General features: G+C 66.2%; 13 protein-coding genes. 3 read left to right on the top strand and 10 right to left on the bottom strand.

Annotation, left to right across the window (positions count from 1 at the left end; translation table 11 throughout):
• Positions 1-4: 4 nt before the first annotated feature.
• From F7P65_RS19490 to F7P65_RS19525, 8 genes are read right to left on the bottom strand one after another with little or no spacing between them, the layout of a single operon-like run.
• Complete coding sequence (locus F7P65_RS19490; protein WP_150294773.1) at positions 5-1,966, bottom strand: flagellar hook-length control protein FliK; 1,962 nt, start codon at positions 1,964-1,966, stop codon at positions 5-7.
• A complete protein-coding gene (locus F7P65_RS19495) occupies positions 1,959-2,396 on the bottom strand; it encodes a hypothetical protein (protein ID WP_150294775.1) in 438 nt (145 codons plus the stop codon). Before F7P65_RS19495 ends, F7P65_RS19490 begins: the two co-directional genes overlap by 8 nt.
• Positions 2,393-3,721, bottom strand: a complete 1,329-nt coding sequence (locus tag F7P65_RS19500; protein ID WP_150294777.1) for a FliI/YscN family ATPase — start codon at positions 3,719-3,721, stop codon at positions 2,393-2,395. The genes F7P65_RS19495 and F7P65_RS19500 overlap by 4 nt, the downstream gene beginning before the upstream one ends.
• Positions 3,718-4,344 (bottom strand): FliH/SctL family protein, encoded by a 627-nt coding sequence (locus F7P65_RS19505; RefSeq protein ID WP_162854717.1) that lies wholly within the window; start codon positions 4,342-4,344, stop codon positions 3,718-3,720. Before F7P65_RS19505 ends, F7P65_RS19500 begins: the two co-directional genes overlap by 4 nt.
• Complete coding sequence (gene fliG / locus F7P65_RS19510) at positions 4,337-5,353, bottom strand: flagellar motor switch protein FliG (RefSeq protein ID WP_150294780.1); 1,017 nt, start codon at positions 5,351-5,353, stop codon at positions 4,337-4,339. The genes F7P65_RS19505 and fliG overlap by 8 nt, the downstream gene beginning before the upstream one ends.
• Positions 5,346-7,097, bottom strand: coding sequence for a flagellar basal-body MS-ring/collar protein FliF (gene fliF, locus F7P65_RS19515; protein WP_150294782.1), 1,752 nt, complete (start codon positions 7,095-7,097; stop codon positions 5,346-5,348). Before fliF ends, fliG begins: the two co-directional genes overlap by 8 nt.
• Before the next feature lies 1 nt (position 7,098).
• On the bottom strand, positions 7,099-7,458 hold the full coding sequence (fliE, locus tag F7P65_RS19520; RefSeq protein ID WP_150294784.1) for a flagellar hook-basal body complex protein FliE: 360 nt from the start codon (positions 7,456-7,458) through the stop codon (positions 7,099-7,101).
• Between the two features lie 14 nt (positions 7,459-7,472).
• Positions 7,473-8,714 (bottom strand): sigma-54 interaction domain-containing protein, encoded by a 1,242-nt coding sequence (locus F7P65_RS19525; protein WP_150294786.1) that lies wholly within the window; start codon positions 8,712-8,714, stop codon positions 7,473-7,475.
• 338 nt (positions 8,715-9,052) lie between these two features.
• On the opposite strand from F7P65_RS19525, the gene F7P65_RS19530 reads away from it, so the two are divergent.
• The 3 genes from F7P65_RS19530 (at position 9,053) to mdoH (ending at position 13,604) form a co-directional block, all read left to right on the top strand.
• Positions 9,053-9,919, top strand: a complete 867-nt coding sequence (locus F7P65_RS19530; protein ID WP_150294788.1) for a flagellin N-terminal helical domain-containing protein — start codon at positions 9,053-9,055, stop codon at positions 9,917-9,919.
• 233 nt (positions 9,920-10,152) lie between these two features.
• Positions 10,153-11,637, top strand: coding sequence for an OpgD/OpgG family glucan biosynthesis protein (locus F7P65_RS19535; protein ID WP_150294837.1), 1,485 nt, complete (start codon positions 10,153-10,155; stop codon positions 11,635-11,637).
• Between the two features lie 74 nt (positions 11,638-11,711).
• Positions 11,712-13,604, top strand: a complete 1,893-nt coding sequence (mdoH, locus tag F7P65_RS19540; RefSeq protein ID WP_150294790.1) for a glucans biosynthesis glucosyltransferase MdoH — start codon at positions 11,712-11,714, stop codon at positions 13,602-13,604.
• Positions 13,605-13,614: 10 nt separating this feature from the next.
• Here the strand turns inward: mdoH and F7P65_RS19545 are convergent, their stop codons facing one another.
• Together F7P65_RS19545 and flhA are read right to left on the bottom strand one after the other, a co-directional pair.
• Positions 13,615-14,352, bottom strand: coding sequence for a sigma-70 family RNA polymerase sigma factor (locus F7P65_RS19545; protein ID WP_150294792.1), 738 nt, complete (start codon positions 14,350-14,352; stop codon positions 13,615-13,617).
• A gap of 12 nt (positions 14,353-14,364) precedes the next feature.
• Positions 14,365-16,485 (bottom strand): flagellar biosynthesis protein FlhA, encoded by a 2,121-nt coding sequence (gene flhA, locus F7P65_RS19550; RefSeq protein WP_150294794.1) that lies wholly within the window; start codon positions 16,483-16,485, stop codon positions 14,365-14,367.
• Positions 16,486-16,493 lie beyond the last annotated feature (8 nt).

Consider the following 16,493-nt stretch of genomic DNA (forward strand, 5'->3'; position numbering starts at 1 on the left):
TTAATCAGGCATAGCGCGCGCGCACGGCGTCATTGCCCGCCCGGCGCGTGTCGTCATGGTTAAGAACGGCCGGATCGCCGGAATTTTTAGCGGCAAAGGCACTATTTTCGCGGCCTTGCCAGCGGCCCTGCCCCTGCGCCTGACCCTGTTGGGACTGCGCCATATTCTGGCTGTTATGGGCCCAGCCATGGGCGGTCTGCGAGGATTGCTGCTGAGACGATTGCGGGTTCGCGCTGTCAGTCCGCGCCGCTTCCGCGACAGGAGGGGCGCGCTCGACCTTCACCTCGGAAATGCGCACCGCCGAGAGGCTGGCATCGAGACGCAGCCGGTCGCTGTCCTGACGCAGCGCCATTTCCGCGGCCTCATTGGCGACGGTCAGGCTGACCGCCGCGCCGTCACTGCCCTGGCGGATGTCGACCTGCACCGGACCAAGCCGGTCGGCATTGATCTGGAACCGGCCCTGCGCACCATTGGCGGAAAGCCCCGCTATGTCGCGGGCCAGACCGTCGATCCACTGGCCCGACACGCCCATGTCGACCACCTGCGCGCCCAGGCTGGCGGACAGGTCGACCACCGGCTGGGCCGTGATTTGCGGCCCCGGCTGCGCGGTTTGCACGGCAGCGGGCTGGCTGGCGATAGGCGGCTGGTCGCCGGTCGGTGCCGACACGGGCAGGATGTCCCCGCGCTCCACCAAGCGATCGGCCTTGCCGCTGCCGGCAACGGTCTCGCCGGAGCGTTGTGCCGGGACGCGCTGGCCGAATTGTTCGCGCACAAGCTGCAACAGGGACAGCGCTTCGGATTTGACCGGCTTGGCCTTGCGGTTCGCGGCTGGCGGAATTGCGGCGGATGCCTCAGCTAAGACGGGCTGATCCGCAAGAGGATCGTCCACGGATGGCGCGCTCGCCGGGGAAACCGCTGGCACGGGAGCTTGCTTCTGCACGGCGACCGACGGGCTGACAGGCCCGGCGGTGGCCGGAACGGGCGCCGGACCGGCAGGCATGGACGGCGGTATCGGCAATGCCGCGTTCGACGCGGCCGCACGCTCCGCCTTCCCAGGCTGAAAGGCGGCGACGGGAACCGCCTGCGCCGTCACAGGCGAGGAATCGTCGACAGCTTTGGAAAGCGGCATATTTTGCGGAGCGGCAGGCGCACGCTCGGCAGGCAGCGGCGTGTCGCCCGAAGCGACCGGCCCAGGCACAGGCGCCGCTACGGGCGCCTGGGGCAGCGGCGGCATCGACGGGACCAGGACCAGCCGTTCCTTCTGCCCCTGCGGCGGGGGCGGCAGGGACTGATCCCGCACCGCGACCACGGCTGGCGGCACGGTCACCGGCATCGCCAGCGCAAGCGGCTGGGGCGCCGGATCGGCATCGGCGCGCTGGTCGTCGCGGTCCTCGACCTCGCCGTCGTCCTGCCTGTCCGGTTCAGCCTTTGCCGTCACGACGTCAGGATTCGGCGGCACGGGCAGCGCCCCGCCTTCCGGTTTCGGCGCAGCCTTGGTGGGGCCGGGAAGCGGTTCCTCGACGGGCGCGAGAGCCGCCATCACCGGAGAAGGAACCATCACGGGCTGCTGCTCGACCGGCGCTTCTGCGGAGGCCTCTACGAGTGGCATGGGCGTCGGCGCGGGAATGCCATCGGCCGCCGGGTCGAGCGGGACCGTCAAGGGGATGGGCGTCCGGGCCTGAAGCGCACCCAGCATCCGCGCCGTGCCCAACGGCAAAGTCGCGATTGCCGCTGCACCCGCGCCTTGCGTCCCATCACCATCCACCGTCTGCGGGAGGGGCAAAGGCAAGGCGGCGCCAGCGGTCGCCTCCCCCATGTCGCCAACCGCGCCGAACAGGGCGGCAAAATCCACCCCTTCGCCCGTCGGCGGCGCGGACACGCCCGGAGCAGCCGAGGGCGAAAGCTGCGTCGAGGCCGACGAAAAGAGCAGCGCCTTGAGGCTGGTCATCATATTCACGTCAGACATCTCCTGTCCTCTGCATCCGGCGATAGCGCGGCAGGGCCGCGAGCTTGTTTTCCCGCCATTCCTCCAGATCCGCGCGGGCGCGGTCCTTCAGCTTCACGGCGATTTCGCGATCCCGATTGGCCGCGAGGCTCAGGCCTTCCTTGACCTCCACCTTGCGGCGCGCATCGTAGAGCGCACCATCCAACTGACGCCCCGCCTGTTCCAGACGGCCCGCCAGTTCCTGCATCGCTGCAAAATTCGCGCCAGTTGCCACGCCCTGGCCAGAAACCTGCCCCTGAAAAAGATCATTGCGCACATTGCGCAGCCGCTCGACATTGCGGGCGAGGCCCTCCGCCTCGTCGCGGGCGCGGGCGGTTTCGGCGACCGCCATGGCATGCTGCACATGGCGGACGCGCAGCACGCGCTGGCGGCGGTCGACCTCTCCCTTCACGCGCCGAACTCAGCCATCAGGGCGTTGGCGCTGGTGTCGAGGTCGATGAAGCTCTTCTGATCCTGCCGGATGAAGTCGAGGATTTCCTGACGGCGCTGCACCGCCTCGTCGATCACCGGATCGTTGCCGGGGCGATAGGCGCCCATCAGGATCAGGTCGCGATTTTCCTCATAGGCGGCCCAGAGGCGCCGATAGGCAGCAGCAGCCAGCCGATGCTCCTCCGGCACGACATCGGCCATGACGCGCGACAGCGACTTGCCGATGTCGATGGCCGGGAAGATCGCCTGTTCCGACAGATGGCGCGACAGCACGAAATGCCCATCCACGATGGCGCGGGCCGCATCCACGATCGGATCGTCCGTGTCGTCGCCATCGGCCAGAACGGTATAAAGCGCCGTGATCGACCCCCCGGTCCGCGCGTCGACGCCCGCCCGCTCGACCAGACGCGGGATCAGCGCCAATGCGGAGGGCGGATAGCCCTTCATCGCCGGCGGCTCGCCCAGAGCGAGGCCGATTTCCCGCTGGGCATGGGCGCAGCGCGTCAGGCTGTCGATCAGCAGCAGCACCTTCTTGCCCCGCGCCCGGAAATATTCGGCAATCGCCGTCGCCCGCGCCGCCGCGCGCAGGCGCAGCACCGGCGGATGATCGGCGGGCACGGCAACGACGATGCTCTTGTGCATCGAATTTTTGAGCTTGGTTTCCAGAAAGTCGCTGACCTCGCGGCCACGCTCACCGATCAGGCCCGCGACGACGATGTCGGCCTCGGCCCCGGCGATCATCTGGCCCATCAGCACCGACTTCCCGACGCCCGACCCGGCGATGATCGCAATGCGCTGGCCGCGTCCTGCGGTCAGCAGCGCATTGACGGCCCGCACGCCCAGATCGAACGGCTCGGTCACGCGCCCCCGGTCCAGCACATTGCCCTTGACCCCGTTGAGCGGCCAGGACCCGCCCGCGATGATCGGCCCCTTGCGGTCGAGCGGCTGGCCCATGGCGTCGATGACCCGCCCGATCAGCCCGTCCCCCACCTGCACCATGGTCGCCTGCGAATCCGGTTCCACCCGCGCGCCATTCTCCAGCGGCGCGTCGGCATCCAGCGGCACCAGCAGGGTCTTGTCGCCGCGAAAGCCCACGACCTCGGCCCGGCAGACCGTGCCATCCGCCGCGATCACCCGCGCGCCGGCACCGATGGGGCGACGGAAGCCGGTGACTTCCAGCATCCCCGCATCATGGCTCACCAGCCGCCCGACATGGCGCGGCTGGCGATTCTGCACCTGCATATGGTCGAACAGCGTTTCCGCCTGAGCGAGCGCGGCGCGGATCATGCCTTCCCTTCCATATCGTCAAGCAAGGCGCGCAGGCGGGACAGGCGCACATCGGGCCCATCCTCGACCCAACCGTCAGCGGTTTCCAGCCGGACGCAGCCACGCTGCATATCCCGGTCCGCGATCAGCTTCACGCCGACCGCCTCACCCTCCAGCAACGCGGCATCATCAGGATGCAGGTGCAGCGCGCTCTTGTCCTCATTCTCCTCGATGAAGGCGGCCACGCTGTCGCAGCGCTGGACCAGCCGCTCAATGTCGATCTCGACCTCGCCGACGATCTGCTCGACCAGCCGGACCACGGTGGCGGAAAGCATGGTGGACAGCATGCCGCTGGGCGCGGGCGTCAGCAGCTCCAGCGCCTCGGCCAGCCGTTGGCGCGCCTCGCCATCGGCGCTGGCGGACTCGCCGGTCACGCGGCAACCTTCATCGAAACCCATGGCAAAGGCTTCGATCCGCGCCTGTTCGAGGATATCCTCCTCGCTTTCCGGCACGCTGTCATGAACCGCCTGGCCCGGCGCGGCATGAACCTCATTGAACAGGCTGCGGAACCCGCCGCTCTTGACATGCGCCACGCCGCCCAGGGGCACGCTGGCAACATCCGCATTGGCCCACAGCTTAGACAAAGTCGTTCCCCTTGCCGCCCAACATGATGGTGCCCGCATCGGCCATGCGGCGGGCGGTGGCGATGATGAGCTTCTGCGCGTCGATCACTTCGGCCAGGCGGATGGGCCCGCGCTCGTCGATCTCGTCGGAAATGGCCTGCGCCGCACGCGCCGACATCGACCCGAAGATCTTCGCCTTCAGCATGTCGTTCGCGCCCTTCAGAGCCACGACCAGCACGGCGCTGTCGACGGTGCGCATCAGCGTGCCCAGATTCTTGTCGTCCATGTCGATGAGGTTGTCGAAGACGAACATCTCCTCCTCGATCGTCTGGGCGACCATCTTGTCCCGCTTGGCGAGCGCCTTGATGATGCGCTGCTCATTGTCCTTGCGGACATTGTTCATGATCGCCGCCGCCTCGATGGTGCCGCCGCGCTGGGACGCGCCGCCCTGCTTCTTGGCCATGTTGCCGCGCAGCAAAAGCTGTTCCAGGTCATCCAGCGCCTCGTTCGACACCGGGCCGAGGGTGGCGATGCGATAGACGATCTCCTCCTGATATTCGGTCGGCAGCAATTGGAGCACATCGGCGGCGATCGGCGCCTCCAGATGGGCGAGCACGATCGCCATGATCTGCGGATGCTCCGCCTCGATCAGCGCGGCGATCTCCTTGCCGTCCATCCACTTCAGCATTTCCAGCTGGGTCGAACGGGTCGGCGGGGTGATGCGGGCCAGCATGTTCTCGGCCCGCTCCTCGCCCAGCGCCTTGGTCATCGCACCCCGGATATGGCGGGTCGCGCCATAGCCGATGGTGGTGCGCTTCTTCGCCTTGGTGACGAAATGGTCGAGCGCCTCGTTGACTTCCTCGACCGCGACGTCCGCGACATCGTACATCGCATAGCCAAGCTGGCGGACTTCCTCCGGCTCCAGGCGGGAGAGGATCTGCGCGGCTTCATCCTCGTCGAACAGCATCAGCAGGACGGCAGCGGCGGCGCTGCCCTTGAGCGCCTTGGCGGCTTCGGCGACCTCAGGCATTTTCCTTCTTCCCTTCCTTCAGAAGGTCACGGACGACGAGGGCGGCACGATCCGGGTCCTGCTTCACGAAATTGCGGATCAGGTCGGCGCGCTGGGCGTAATCATAGGTGGACGAGATCATGTCGAGCGTCACTGGCGTCGAGCCGTCAGGATTGACCGTCGCCTGACGGCCAATCTCGGTCGAGATTTCGCGGCCGATCTTCTGCCCTTCGGCGGCGGTCTGCTCGGCGGCGGCGGTCTGGGCAGCGGCGCGGCGCTTCAGCAGCGGACGACCGATGCCGAAGATCAGCAGCAGCGCGACCAGTAGCGCCGACACGTTGCGCACCAGCGGCGACACCCATTCGGCTTCATACCAGGGCGCCTTCACTTCCTCTTCCCTGGCGAAGCTGCGCGAGGACAGGGCCACCACGTCGCCACGGGCCTGATCGAAACCGACCGCGCCCTTCACCAAAGCCTCCAGAGCGGCGATTTCCTGCGCCGAGCGCGGCTTGCCGTCCGGGCCATTGTCGAGAGCAACGGCGACCGAGAGCCGCTTCACCGTGCCAATGGCATCCTTGGTCACGGACACTTCACGGCCCAGTTCGAAGCTGCGGTTGAAGGTCTCTTCCGTCTTCATCAGCGGATTGGGCGGCGTGCCGGGCTGGGCAGCGGTCTGCGCGCTGGCGGTGCCCTGAGCGACAGCCTGACCATTGGGATTGGTCTGGGTGACGGTCGGGTTGACCGGCGCCTGGTTGCTCAGCGCGCCGGGAATGCCGCTCGCCTCGCCACCATTGCCCTGACCACGCGGATCGGACTGCCAGCTGCCGGTTTCGGTGCGCAGGCGCGCCTCGTCCTGCGGATAGGTTTCACGGGTCGCCTGACGCTCGGCGAAGTTGAGTTCGGTATGCACCTCGGTCGAGAATTTGCCGGCGCCCAGGATCGGCGTCAGCAGCGCGATCACCGACTGGCGATAGCGATCCTCCATCCGGGTCTGGATGGCGATCTGGCGGTCATCGGCGGCATTGCTGTCATTGTTGCTGAGCAGGCGGCCATTCTGATCGACGACCGAAATATCCTCCGGGTTCAGTTCGGGGATCGAGGAAGCGACCAGATGCACGATGGCGCTCACCTGCTGGTCGGTCAACGACCGGCCCGAAGCGAGCCGCAGCATCACCGAGGCGGAGGGCTTGGACCGTTCGCGCAGAAAGACGCTCGGCGGCTCGACCGCGAGGTGGACCTTGGCGCTCTCGACGCTGTCGATGGCTTCGATGGTGCGGGCGAGGTCCATTTCGCGGGCCGAGCGCAGCTTTTCACCTTCCACGGCGCGGCTGGCGCCCATGGGCAGGCTGTCGATCATGCTGTTGCCGTCGGGCGCGCTCTTGGGCAGGCCCTGTGCGGCGAGCATCATCTTCGCCTTGAAATAATCGCCCTCGCCAACCGTCATGCCGCCGCTGTTATCGAAGTCGTAGCGGATGCCGCTCTGATCCAGCACCTGCGCGACCGCCGACTTGTCGGCATCGGGCAGGGCGCGGAACAGGTCGCGCTGTGGCGGCTCGCGCAGCGCCAGCCAGGCGGCCCCGGCCGTCGCGACGACGCCCAGCAGGCCCAGCAGCGGCAGGCTCTTCGCCACCGCCGGCTGCTTGATGAAGCCGGTGAAGCGCGCCTTCAGCGCATCCATGCCCTTCGCGCCGCCGAACGAGGCGGGGCTGGTGGCGGGGAGAGCGGCAGCGCCGCCAACGTGAGTGGAAAGTGCGTTCTCGCTCATATTACACCGGCATGCTCATGATGTCCTTGTAAGCGGACAACAATTTGTTGCGGACCTGAAGGGTGGCTTCGAAACTGACGGATGCCTGCTGCTTGGCGAGCATGACCCCGGCAATATCGGTGGTTTCCCCCCGTTCGAACGAGGCGGCTGCTTCACCCGCCTGAGTTTGCAGGCCGTTGACCTGCTCCAGCGCCGATTTCAGCGCATCGGTAAAGCCGCCAGGAGCGGTGGCGCCGTGGGTGCCGACCGCCGAACCCGTGCCGACAGTGCCGGTCTGGGCGACGTCGCGCAGCGCGGCGTTCTTCTGAAGGATGGCGTTGCGGATCGCCATCACGCTGTCGGTCGGAGAGATGCCGGACATGCCCTAGTCCCCCTTCAAGCCGCGGCCAGCTCGCGCATCTCGGCGAGCCGATAGCGCAAGGTGCGTTCGGAAATGCCCAGCTTGCGGGCAGCGGCGGCGCGATGGCCATCCGTCTCGCGCAGTGCGGCGCGGACAGCCTCCAGCTTCGAATGATGGGCGACGTCACGCAGGCGGATCGGCTCGGCGGGCGCGAGGAGCTGTTCCACCACGCGCAGTTGCGGGGCGCCGGTGATGTGCAGGTCGTCGGCATCGATGCGGTCGCCATCGCGCAGCACAACCGCGCGCTGAAGCACATTGCCCAGTTCGCGGGCATTGCCCGGCCAGACATGCGCGGCCAGCTTGGCCAGCGCATCGGCGGTCGGCCAGACGAAATCCTGCTGCCGCAGCAGCATGGCGGCGGCGATGGCGGTCACGTCGCCCGGCCGCTCGGCCAACGGGCGCAATTCCAGCGGCATGACGTTGAGCCGCCAGTAGAGATCCTCGCGGAAACGCCCGGCGGCGACCTCGGCAGCCAGGTTGCGGTTGCAGGCCGCGACGATGCGGACATTGACCGGAACCGGGTGAGTCGCGCCCACGGGCAGCACTTCGCCTTCCTGAAGCGCGCGCAGCAGCTTGGCCTGAAGGGCGAGCGGCAGTTCGGCGATTTCGTCGAGGAACAGCGTGCCGCCGTCCGCCGCGAGGAACAGCCCTTCCGACGCGTTGGCCGCGCCGGTGAAGCTGCCCTTCTTGTGACCGAAGAGCATGGCTTCCATCATGGTTTCGGGCAGCGCCGCGCAGTTGACGGCGATGAAGTCGTGGCTGACCCGGCCCGACTGGGCGTGCAGGAAACGCGCCATGCCTTCCTTGCCGGTGCCGGTGTCGCCCTGAATGAGCACGGTGGCGTCGCTGCGGGCGACGCGCCCCGCCAGCGTCATCAGCCGGGCGCTGGCCGCATCCCCCACGGCGGGCAATGCCGCCGGGCGGGCCAGTTCCGCGATCAGCGCGAAGGCAAAGCCCATATCCTCCAGGCCGAAGGCCACGCGGGCGGGGAGGCCGTTGGCGGCGGGCACCAGCGAGGGCGCGCCGTCGATCAGGGCGATGAGAATGTCGCGATGGGTCGCATGGCCGATTTCGGTCGCCAGCAAGACGCGGCGGTCTTCCCGCTCGCGCGGGCTTTGCGCGTCGACGATGCGCACGGTGAAGAACGCATTTTCCAGCCAGTGCCGCAGGCCCGGAACGAGCGCGCAGACCCCTCGGCTCACGTCCAGTGATGACATGAACTTGACCCCATGTTCTTGGCCGGCTTGTACCCCCGTACGTCCCAGCCCCCTTCGATGGGTTGAAACTGCCCGACCATGGTTAGCATATGGTTAATGCGGCAAACCACTTGCCGCAGAACGGCAATTTTTTTCCGCTCCTCCGGAACTTTTTGCCGATTTCTGTTTATGCAAACGCGTTCAGACCGTCGTAAAAGTCCGATTTTCCGGGCTTTTTCAAAGATTTTTCGAAAAAAATGACGCTGGTCCTAAAAGCTTTTTTCCAGCCGCCGTTATCCCCTTTCGAGGCCGCAAGCAGCCTGATGGCAGCGACCTGATTGAACGGAAAGGGAATCAAAATGACTGTTATCGGAACCAACTCCTCGGCGCTGCGGGCGATGAATTCTTCGGCTTCGGCCAACAAGGCGCTGAGCACCGCGATGGAACGCCTGTCGACCGGCAAGCGCATCAACTCGGCCAAGGACGACGCCGCCGGCCTCGCCATCGCCGCCACCATGACCTCGCAGATCAAGGGCATGACCCAGGGCATCCGCAACGCCAATGACGGCATCTCGCTGGCGCAGACGGCGGAAGGCGCGCTGGGCGAAGTCGACAATATGGTGCAGCGGATGCGCGAACTGACGGTCCAGGGCCTGAACGGCACCAACGACCTGGCGTCGAAGGCCAACATCCAGTCCGAACTGGATCAGCTGGCGGGCCAGATCAAGGACACGCTGACCAACACCAGCTTCAACGGTACCAAATTGTTCGACGCGGCCGGCACCGACATCACGATCCAGGCGGGCGCGAGCAAGTCCGACACCGTGACGATCACCGCGAACAAGCTGGCTGGCAACGCCGCGATCACCGATCTGGTCGACATGTCGACCGGCAAGGCGAAGATCACCGTGGCTGACATCAGCGGCGCGACACCGGCCGCCGGTACCGCAACCACGGCTGATCTTGACAAGTATGACGCTGGCGTTTCGGCAGTGGCCAACACTCGGGCCAACCTCGGCGCGGTCCAGAACCGCCTCGAATCGACGATCAACAATCTGACCGCGAACGTCACCAACCTGACCGACGCCCGCAGCCGCATCGAAGACGCCGACTTCTCGTCCGAGACGACCGCGCTCGCCAAGCAGCAGATCCTGAGCCAGGCCTCGACCGCGATGCTGGCCCAGGCGAACCAGAGCCAGCAGGGCGTGCTGAAGCTGATCAGCTAAGCCGCACGGAATTGACCGGCTGAGGGTTCTGGTCTCCTGACAGCCGATCATGTCGCCCCCGGCACATTAACGGTCCCCACCGTGCCGGTGGCAAACACTTCGATGAAACGACCAGAAACCGAAGCCTCCGTCCCCCCGGGCGGAGGCTTCATCGCATTTTGGGATCGGATCGGGATCGAAACGCTTGCATTGACGGTTGTCGCACCCATGATGCCACCATGTCCCAGGGTTCCATGACCAAGATCGACCGCCGCGCCATGATCGCCGGCACCGGCGCAGCGCTGCTGCTTCCCCGCTCTGCCCTTGCCCAGGGCAAGGCCGACGCCTTTTCCTGGGCCATGGTGATCGCCCGCGCGCAGCGGCTGACCCGCGCGCCCTTCGCGGTGGCGCCCTTTGTCCCTGGCGCGGACAAGATCGGTTATGACGCCTCCAACGAAGCCCGCTTCCGCGATGAGCGCACGATCTGGAACGATTTTCGGGACGACACCGGCATCCGCCTTTTCCCGTTGAGCAACACCGTGCAGCAGCCGGTCGAGATCGCGCTGGTGGAAAAAGGCCGGGCAACGCCGCTTCGCTACGACCCCCAAATGTTCGACGCCCCGCCTGGCAATGCGGTGCGCAGGCTTGGCCCCGGCGCCGGCTTTTCCGGCTTCCGCATCATGAACGCGGCACGGGACGGCGACTGGCTGTCCTTCCTGGGCGCGACCTATTTCCGGGCACCGGCGGAAAAGCAGTTCGGCCTTTCCGCCCGTGCCGTCGCGATCAACACCAGCATCGCGGGCAAGGAGGAGTTCCCCCGCTTCACCCATTTCTGGCTGGAACGGACCGGGCGCAGCAGCGTCACCATTTACGCACTGATGGACAGCGCCTCGCTCACCGGCGCCTTCCGCTTCGCCAGCACGCTGACGGCGCAGGGCGTGCGGCAGGATGTCGATGCCGTACTGTTCGCCCGCAAGGCGATCGCCGAACTGGGCCTGATGCCGATGACCAGCATGTTCTGGTACGATCAGGCCGACCGCGCCAAGCGCACCGACTGGCGCCCGGAAATCCATGACAGCGACATGCTGTCCATCGCCAGCGCCGACGGCACCGCCCATTGCCGTCCGCTGGTCAACCCCTCTGCGCCCCGTGTCGATGTCTTTGCGGAGCGCGATCCCAAGGGCTTCGGCCTGCTCCAGCGCGATCGCAATTTCGACCATTATCAGGACGACGGCGTGTTCTACGAAAGGCGCCCCTCGCTCTGGGCGACGTCGCGCAAACCGATGGGCGCCGGGCAGGTCCGGCTCTACGCCTTCCCGACCGACAGCGAATATACCGACAATGTCGCTGCCTATTGGACGCCCGCCGCGCCGACCCGCGCCGGCGCCCGGATCGAGGCAAGCTACCGGCTCGACTGGTCCTCGGCCCGCACGCCCGCCTCGACCGGCCTCGCCACGGTGGAGAATATCTGGACCGGGCAATCGGGTGAGGCCGGGGTCGAACGGTTCCTGGTCGATTTCGCGGGCGTTCCGGCGCAAGCCCGCCCCGATATCTGGGTCGATCTGGCGGGGGGCACGCTGGTCAAGAAAGCGGGCTATCCCGTCCTCCATCAAAAGGATATGTTCCGCATGGTCCTGGATATTCGTCGGGACAGGGGCAAGCCGACCGATATCCGCGCCCAACTCAGGTCCGGCAATCGTCCGTTCAGCGAATATGTGCATTACCCGCTGGGCGCCTGAACGACAGGCTAGCGGGAACCAGCCGGTCGGAAGGCGGTTCTGAATGACGGATTTCAGGCAAAAACGGAACAGGCATGAAGGCGACGGGTGGCGTGAACAGGGATAAGGCGAGCGGATCGGCGCCCGGCCCGGCGTTCGAGCATCTCCCCGCCGAAAGGCGGCTGGCCATGCCCGCGCAGGATTTCGCGGCGACTCCACGCGACCTGCCGCACCGTTCGTTCAACCTCGACATCTGGGCGCGGCGGATGCTGGTCGTGCTGCTGGCGCTGCTGCCTGCCTCCATGGCCGCCCATGAAATGCGGCGGTCCATCGGCCTGGACGGCATTTCCGGCTGGGAGGGGGTGTATCTGGCCCTCTTCATCCCGCTCTTCGCCTGGATCGCCTTCGGCTTCGCCACCAGCCTGATCGGTTTCCTGCTGCTGACCATGGGCAAGGGACAGGGCGTCCGCCCCTATCGCGCCCGCCCCGCAGCGCCCTTGCGCGGACGCACGGCGGTGCTGCTGCCCGTCTGCAATGAGGATTTTCAGGGCGTGCTGGGCCGCCTGTCGGTGATGGAACGCTCTCTGGCGCAGGTCATGGGCGGCGAACGTTTCGAATTTTTCATCCTGAGCGATTCCAATCCCGACAATGGCGAGATTGAGCGCGCCGCCTATCTGAAGATGCGCAAGGGCTTTTCCCGCCCCGTCCATTACCGCCGCCGCGCGCTCAACATCGGCCGCAAACCCGGCAACATCGCGGAATGGGTCGGACGCTTCGGCGGCGCCTATGACTATATGATCGTGCTGGACGCCGACAGCGTGATGAGCGGCCAGACCATGGCGCGCCTGGCCGCCGATATGGAACGGCATCCGCATGTCGGCCTGATCCAGACCGTGCCCAGCATCGTCGGCGCCTCGACCTTCTTCGCCCGCTGGCAGCAGTTCGCCAGCCGCCTCTTCGGCCCGATTTCCGCGGCTGGCATGATCTGGTGGTCGGGATCGGAAGGCATGTTCTGGGGCCATAATGCGATCCTGCGGACCAAGGCATTCGCGCAAAGCTGCGGCTTGCCCGAACTGCCCGGCCGGGCACCCTTTGGCGGGCACATCATGAGCCACGACATGGTCGAGGCCGCGCTGCTGCGCCGCCGCGGCTGGGACGTGCACATCGTCATGGCCGACGACAGTTTCGAGGAATTTCCGCCCTCCCTGCCCGATCTCGCCACCCGCGACCGGCGCTGGTGCCAGGGCAATATCCAGCACGTCCCGCTGCTCTCGAAGATCAAGGGCATGCACCCGGTCAGCAAGTTCCAGCTGTTCGTCGGCGCCTCGGCCTATTGCACCTCGCCGCTCTGGCTGGCGCTGATGCTGGTGGTGCTGGGCGGCGCAACGGCGGGCGTTTGGCCGCCCAGCGCCATCCTCCCCTCGGGCAGTCTGCTGGCATTGACCGCCGTGCTGCTGTTTGGGCCAAAGCTGCTGGCGCTGCTCTGGGCACTGGCCGATCCGGCGCGGCGTATCGGCTTTGGCGGGGGCGTGCGGATGATGCGCGGCGTGATCGCGGACATCGCACTCTCAATCCTGATGGCGCCGGTCAGCATGCTGACCCAGACGATCAACCTGTTCGGCATATTGATGGGCCGCAAGAGCAGTTGGAACGGCCAGACCCGCGACCGCGATGGCATGGCGATCCTGCCTGCCATCTGGCTGTTCAAATGGCATATCCTGCTGGGCGCGGGGCTGACGCTGCTGGCGGTCAAATCCCAGACGTCGCTGGGCTGGGTCATGCCGGTGGTGGCGGGGCTGGTGCTGGCGCCTTTCTTCGCGGCCTTCACCGCGCGCAAGGATCTGGGCACCCATGTCGCGAAAAGCGGGCTGTTCCAGGTGGCGGAACCCTGGTGGCGGACGCAGAATTACCAGAAGACGCGCTATCGCCAGTTGCAGCTCGACAATGCCCCCATGAAGGACTTTTCCAACGCGGCCAACGACAGTTGAGCCGATCTTTTCAGTCCCAGTCGCGCAATTTCTCACGCAGCTTGTCCAGCGCCGCCTTCTTGATCTGACACACCCGCGCCGCGCCAATATCCAGCGTCGCGCCGATTTCCTCCAGATTGAGTTCCTCGACGAAATACAGCTGAAGCACCAGCGCCTCGCGCTGCGGCAACTCTCCGATATATTTCGCCAGTGCGACCTTGAGCGACTCCCGCTCCAACACATCGTCGGCGCGGTCCTCGACATCGGCGAACCACATGGACTGGTCCGAATAGACCTCATCCATGCTGGTGTGCTGCACCATCTCGCACGCGTCAGCCGCTTCGCGATAGGCGGCCGCATCCAGACCCATTTCCGCCGACATCTCCGCTTCCAAGGGTGCGCGGCCCAATTTCTGTTCCAGCCGGTTGCGGATGCCCGCCATCGTCTTTCGCTGGGCCATGGCGGATCGCGTCATCGTCGCGCTGCGGCGCAGATGGTCGATCATCGCCCCGCGCACGCGCATCTGCGCATAGGAGGCAAAGCCCAGCCCCCGATCCTCGAACCCGTTGGCCGCCTCGACCAGCGCGACCATGCCGATCTGGAGCAAATCCTCGATCTCGATGGCGCTGGAAACCCGGCCATGGACATGCCAGGCGGTCTTGCGCACCAGCGGCATATATTGCCGGGCCAGCCGTTCGGGCGAGTTGGCATGGGCGGACCGGCCATAGGTGTTGGCATCGGAACCGGCGACGACCCTGTTCATGAACATGAGCTTGGCTCCTTATGCGACGCGTTCGCGAGTCGGCAGGGGATCGTGGCGGGGCGCGGGCCGCTGCTCGCCGCCGACCACGGCGACGACTTCCACACCCTTGCCATCGGGAATTTCCAGGAAAGACAGCACGGGCGTCTCCGGCAGATGTGGCTTGAACAGACGGGCCAGCGCGCGGCGCGCGATTGGCGACGTGACGATGGCGAAGTTGCGCGCCTGCCCCAGCAGCGGACGGGCCGCCGTGACCACCGCCTCGATAATGCGGTTGGCGAGCGCCGGTTCGATGGGATGACGGGCATCCCCGGCCATGCGCATCGCCTGCGCCAGCAACGCTTCGAGATCGCCGTCGAGCGTGATGACCGGCAACGGCATCTTCACCGGCACCAGCCCCTGAATGATGAGCGAACCGATGCGCTGGCGCACGGCTTCGACCAGCTGATCGAGGGTCATGTCAGGCCGCGCGGCATCGACCATCGCCTCGCAAATGCGGCGGAAGTCCTTGAGCGCAATGCCCTCGGCCAGCAGTGCACGGCAGAGCGCCGAAATCTGGGTGAGGTTCAACAGCCCCGGCGTCAGCCCTTCGACCAGTTGCGGCGCGGCATCCTTGAGGTTGTCGAGCAGCTTGCGCGCTTCGTCCAGACCGAACATCTCGCTCGCATTCATGGCGATCAACTGGTTGAGATGCGTTGCCACCACCGTCGGCGGATCGACCACGGTATAGCCCGCGACCACCGCTTCGCTGCGCTTGGCGGGCGAAATCCACACGGCCTCCAGCCCAAAGGTCGGGTCCTTGGCCTCACGCCCTGAAACCGTGCCTTCCAACGCCCCGCTATCGAGCGCCAGCAGATCGTCGGGGAAAATCTCATCCTCGCCCACGACGACGCCGGCGATGGTGATGCGATACTGGTTCGGCTCCAGCGCCAGATTGTCCTTCACGCGGACCATCGGCACGACAAAGCCCAGTTCCTTGGACAATTGGCGGCGGATGCCGGTGATGCGCGCCATCAGCGGTGCGCCCTTGCGCTCGTCGACCAGCCCGATCAGGCCATAGCCGATCTCCAGCCCCAGCACCGCGCCGTCGGATACGTCGTTCCATTCGATCAGCGCCGGATTGGGCGGCGGCGCAGCGGGTTCCGGCTCGGCCGCCTTGCGCTGGCTCGACTTGCGAAGCTGCCAGGCAATGCCCCCCGCAACCGCAGCGGCGGGCAGGATGATCATGTGCGGCATGCCGGGCAGCACACCCAGGAAAGTCAGGATCGCCGCGACCGGCATCCATGCCTTGCCCGAACCGAACTGGCTGGTGATCTGGTTCGACAGATCGTCCTCGCTGCCGACGCGGGTGACGATGGCCGCCGCCGCGATGGAGAGCAGCAACGCCGGAATCTGCGCCACCAGCGCATCGCCGATGGCGAGGATGATATAGGTCTGCGCGGCTTCCCCGATGGACAGCTTGTGGCTGACCACGCCCAAGATGATGCCGCCGACGATGTTGATGGCCAGGATCAGGATGCCCGCGACCGCGTCGCCCTTCACGAACTTGCTGGCACCGTCCATCGAACCGTAGAAATCCGCCTCGGTCGCGACTTCGCGGCGGCGGACCTTGGCTTCTTCCGGCGTCAGCAGCCCGGCATTGAGGTCTGCGTCGATCGCCATCTGCTTGCCCGGCAAGGCGTCCAGGGTGAAGCGCGCCGACACTTCCGACACGCGGCCCGCGCCCTTGGTGATGACCACCAGATTGATGATCATCAGGATCGCGAAGACGAAGATGCCGACGACATAATCGCCGCCGATCAGAAAATGGCCGAAAGCCTCGATCACATGGCCCGCCGAATCGGTGCCTTCATGGCCATTCACCAGCACCACGCGGGTCGACGCCACGTTCAGCGCCAGTCGCAGCAGGGTCGCGAACAGCAGCACCGTCGGAAAACTGGAGAAATCCAGTGGCTTGGCGGCGTTCAACGCCACCATCAGCACGGCCAGCGAGATCATGATGTTGGTGATGAACCCGATGTCCAGCATCACCGACGGCACCGGCACCATCATGAACAGCACGACCATCAGCGTCGCGAAGGGCAGCACCGCGCCCTTGGCGGCGCTCATCCAGATCTTCGCTTTGACTTGGGCAGGGGTCATTGTCGGCC

The organism is Sphingobium estronivorans, assembly GCF_008692605.1.
In the GTDB taxonomy this organism is placed as follows: Bacteria; Pseudomonadota; Alphaproteobacteria; order Sphingomonadales; family Sphingomonadaceae; genus Sphingobium; species Sphingobium estronivorans.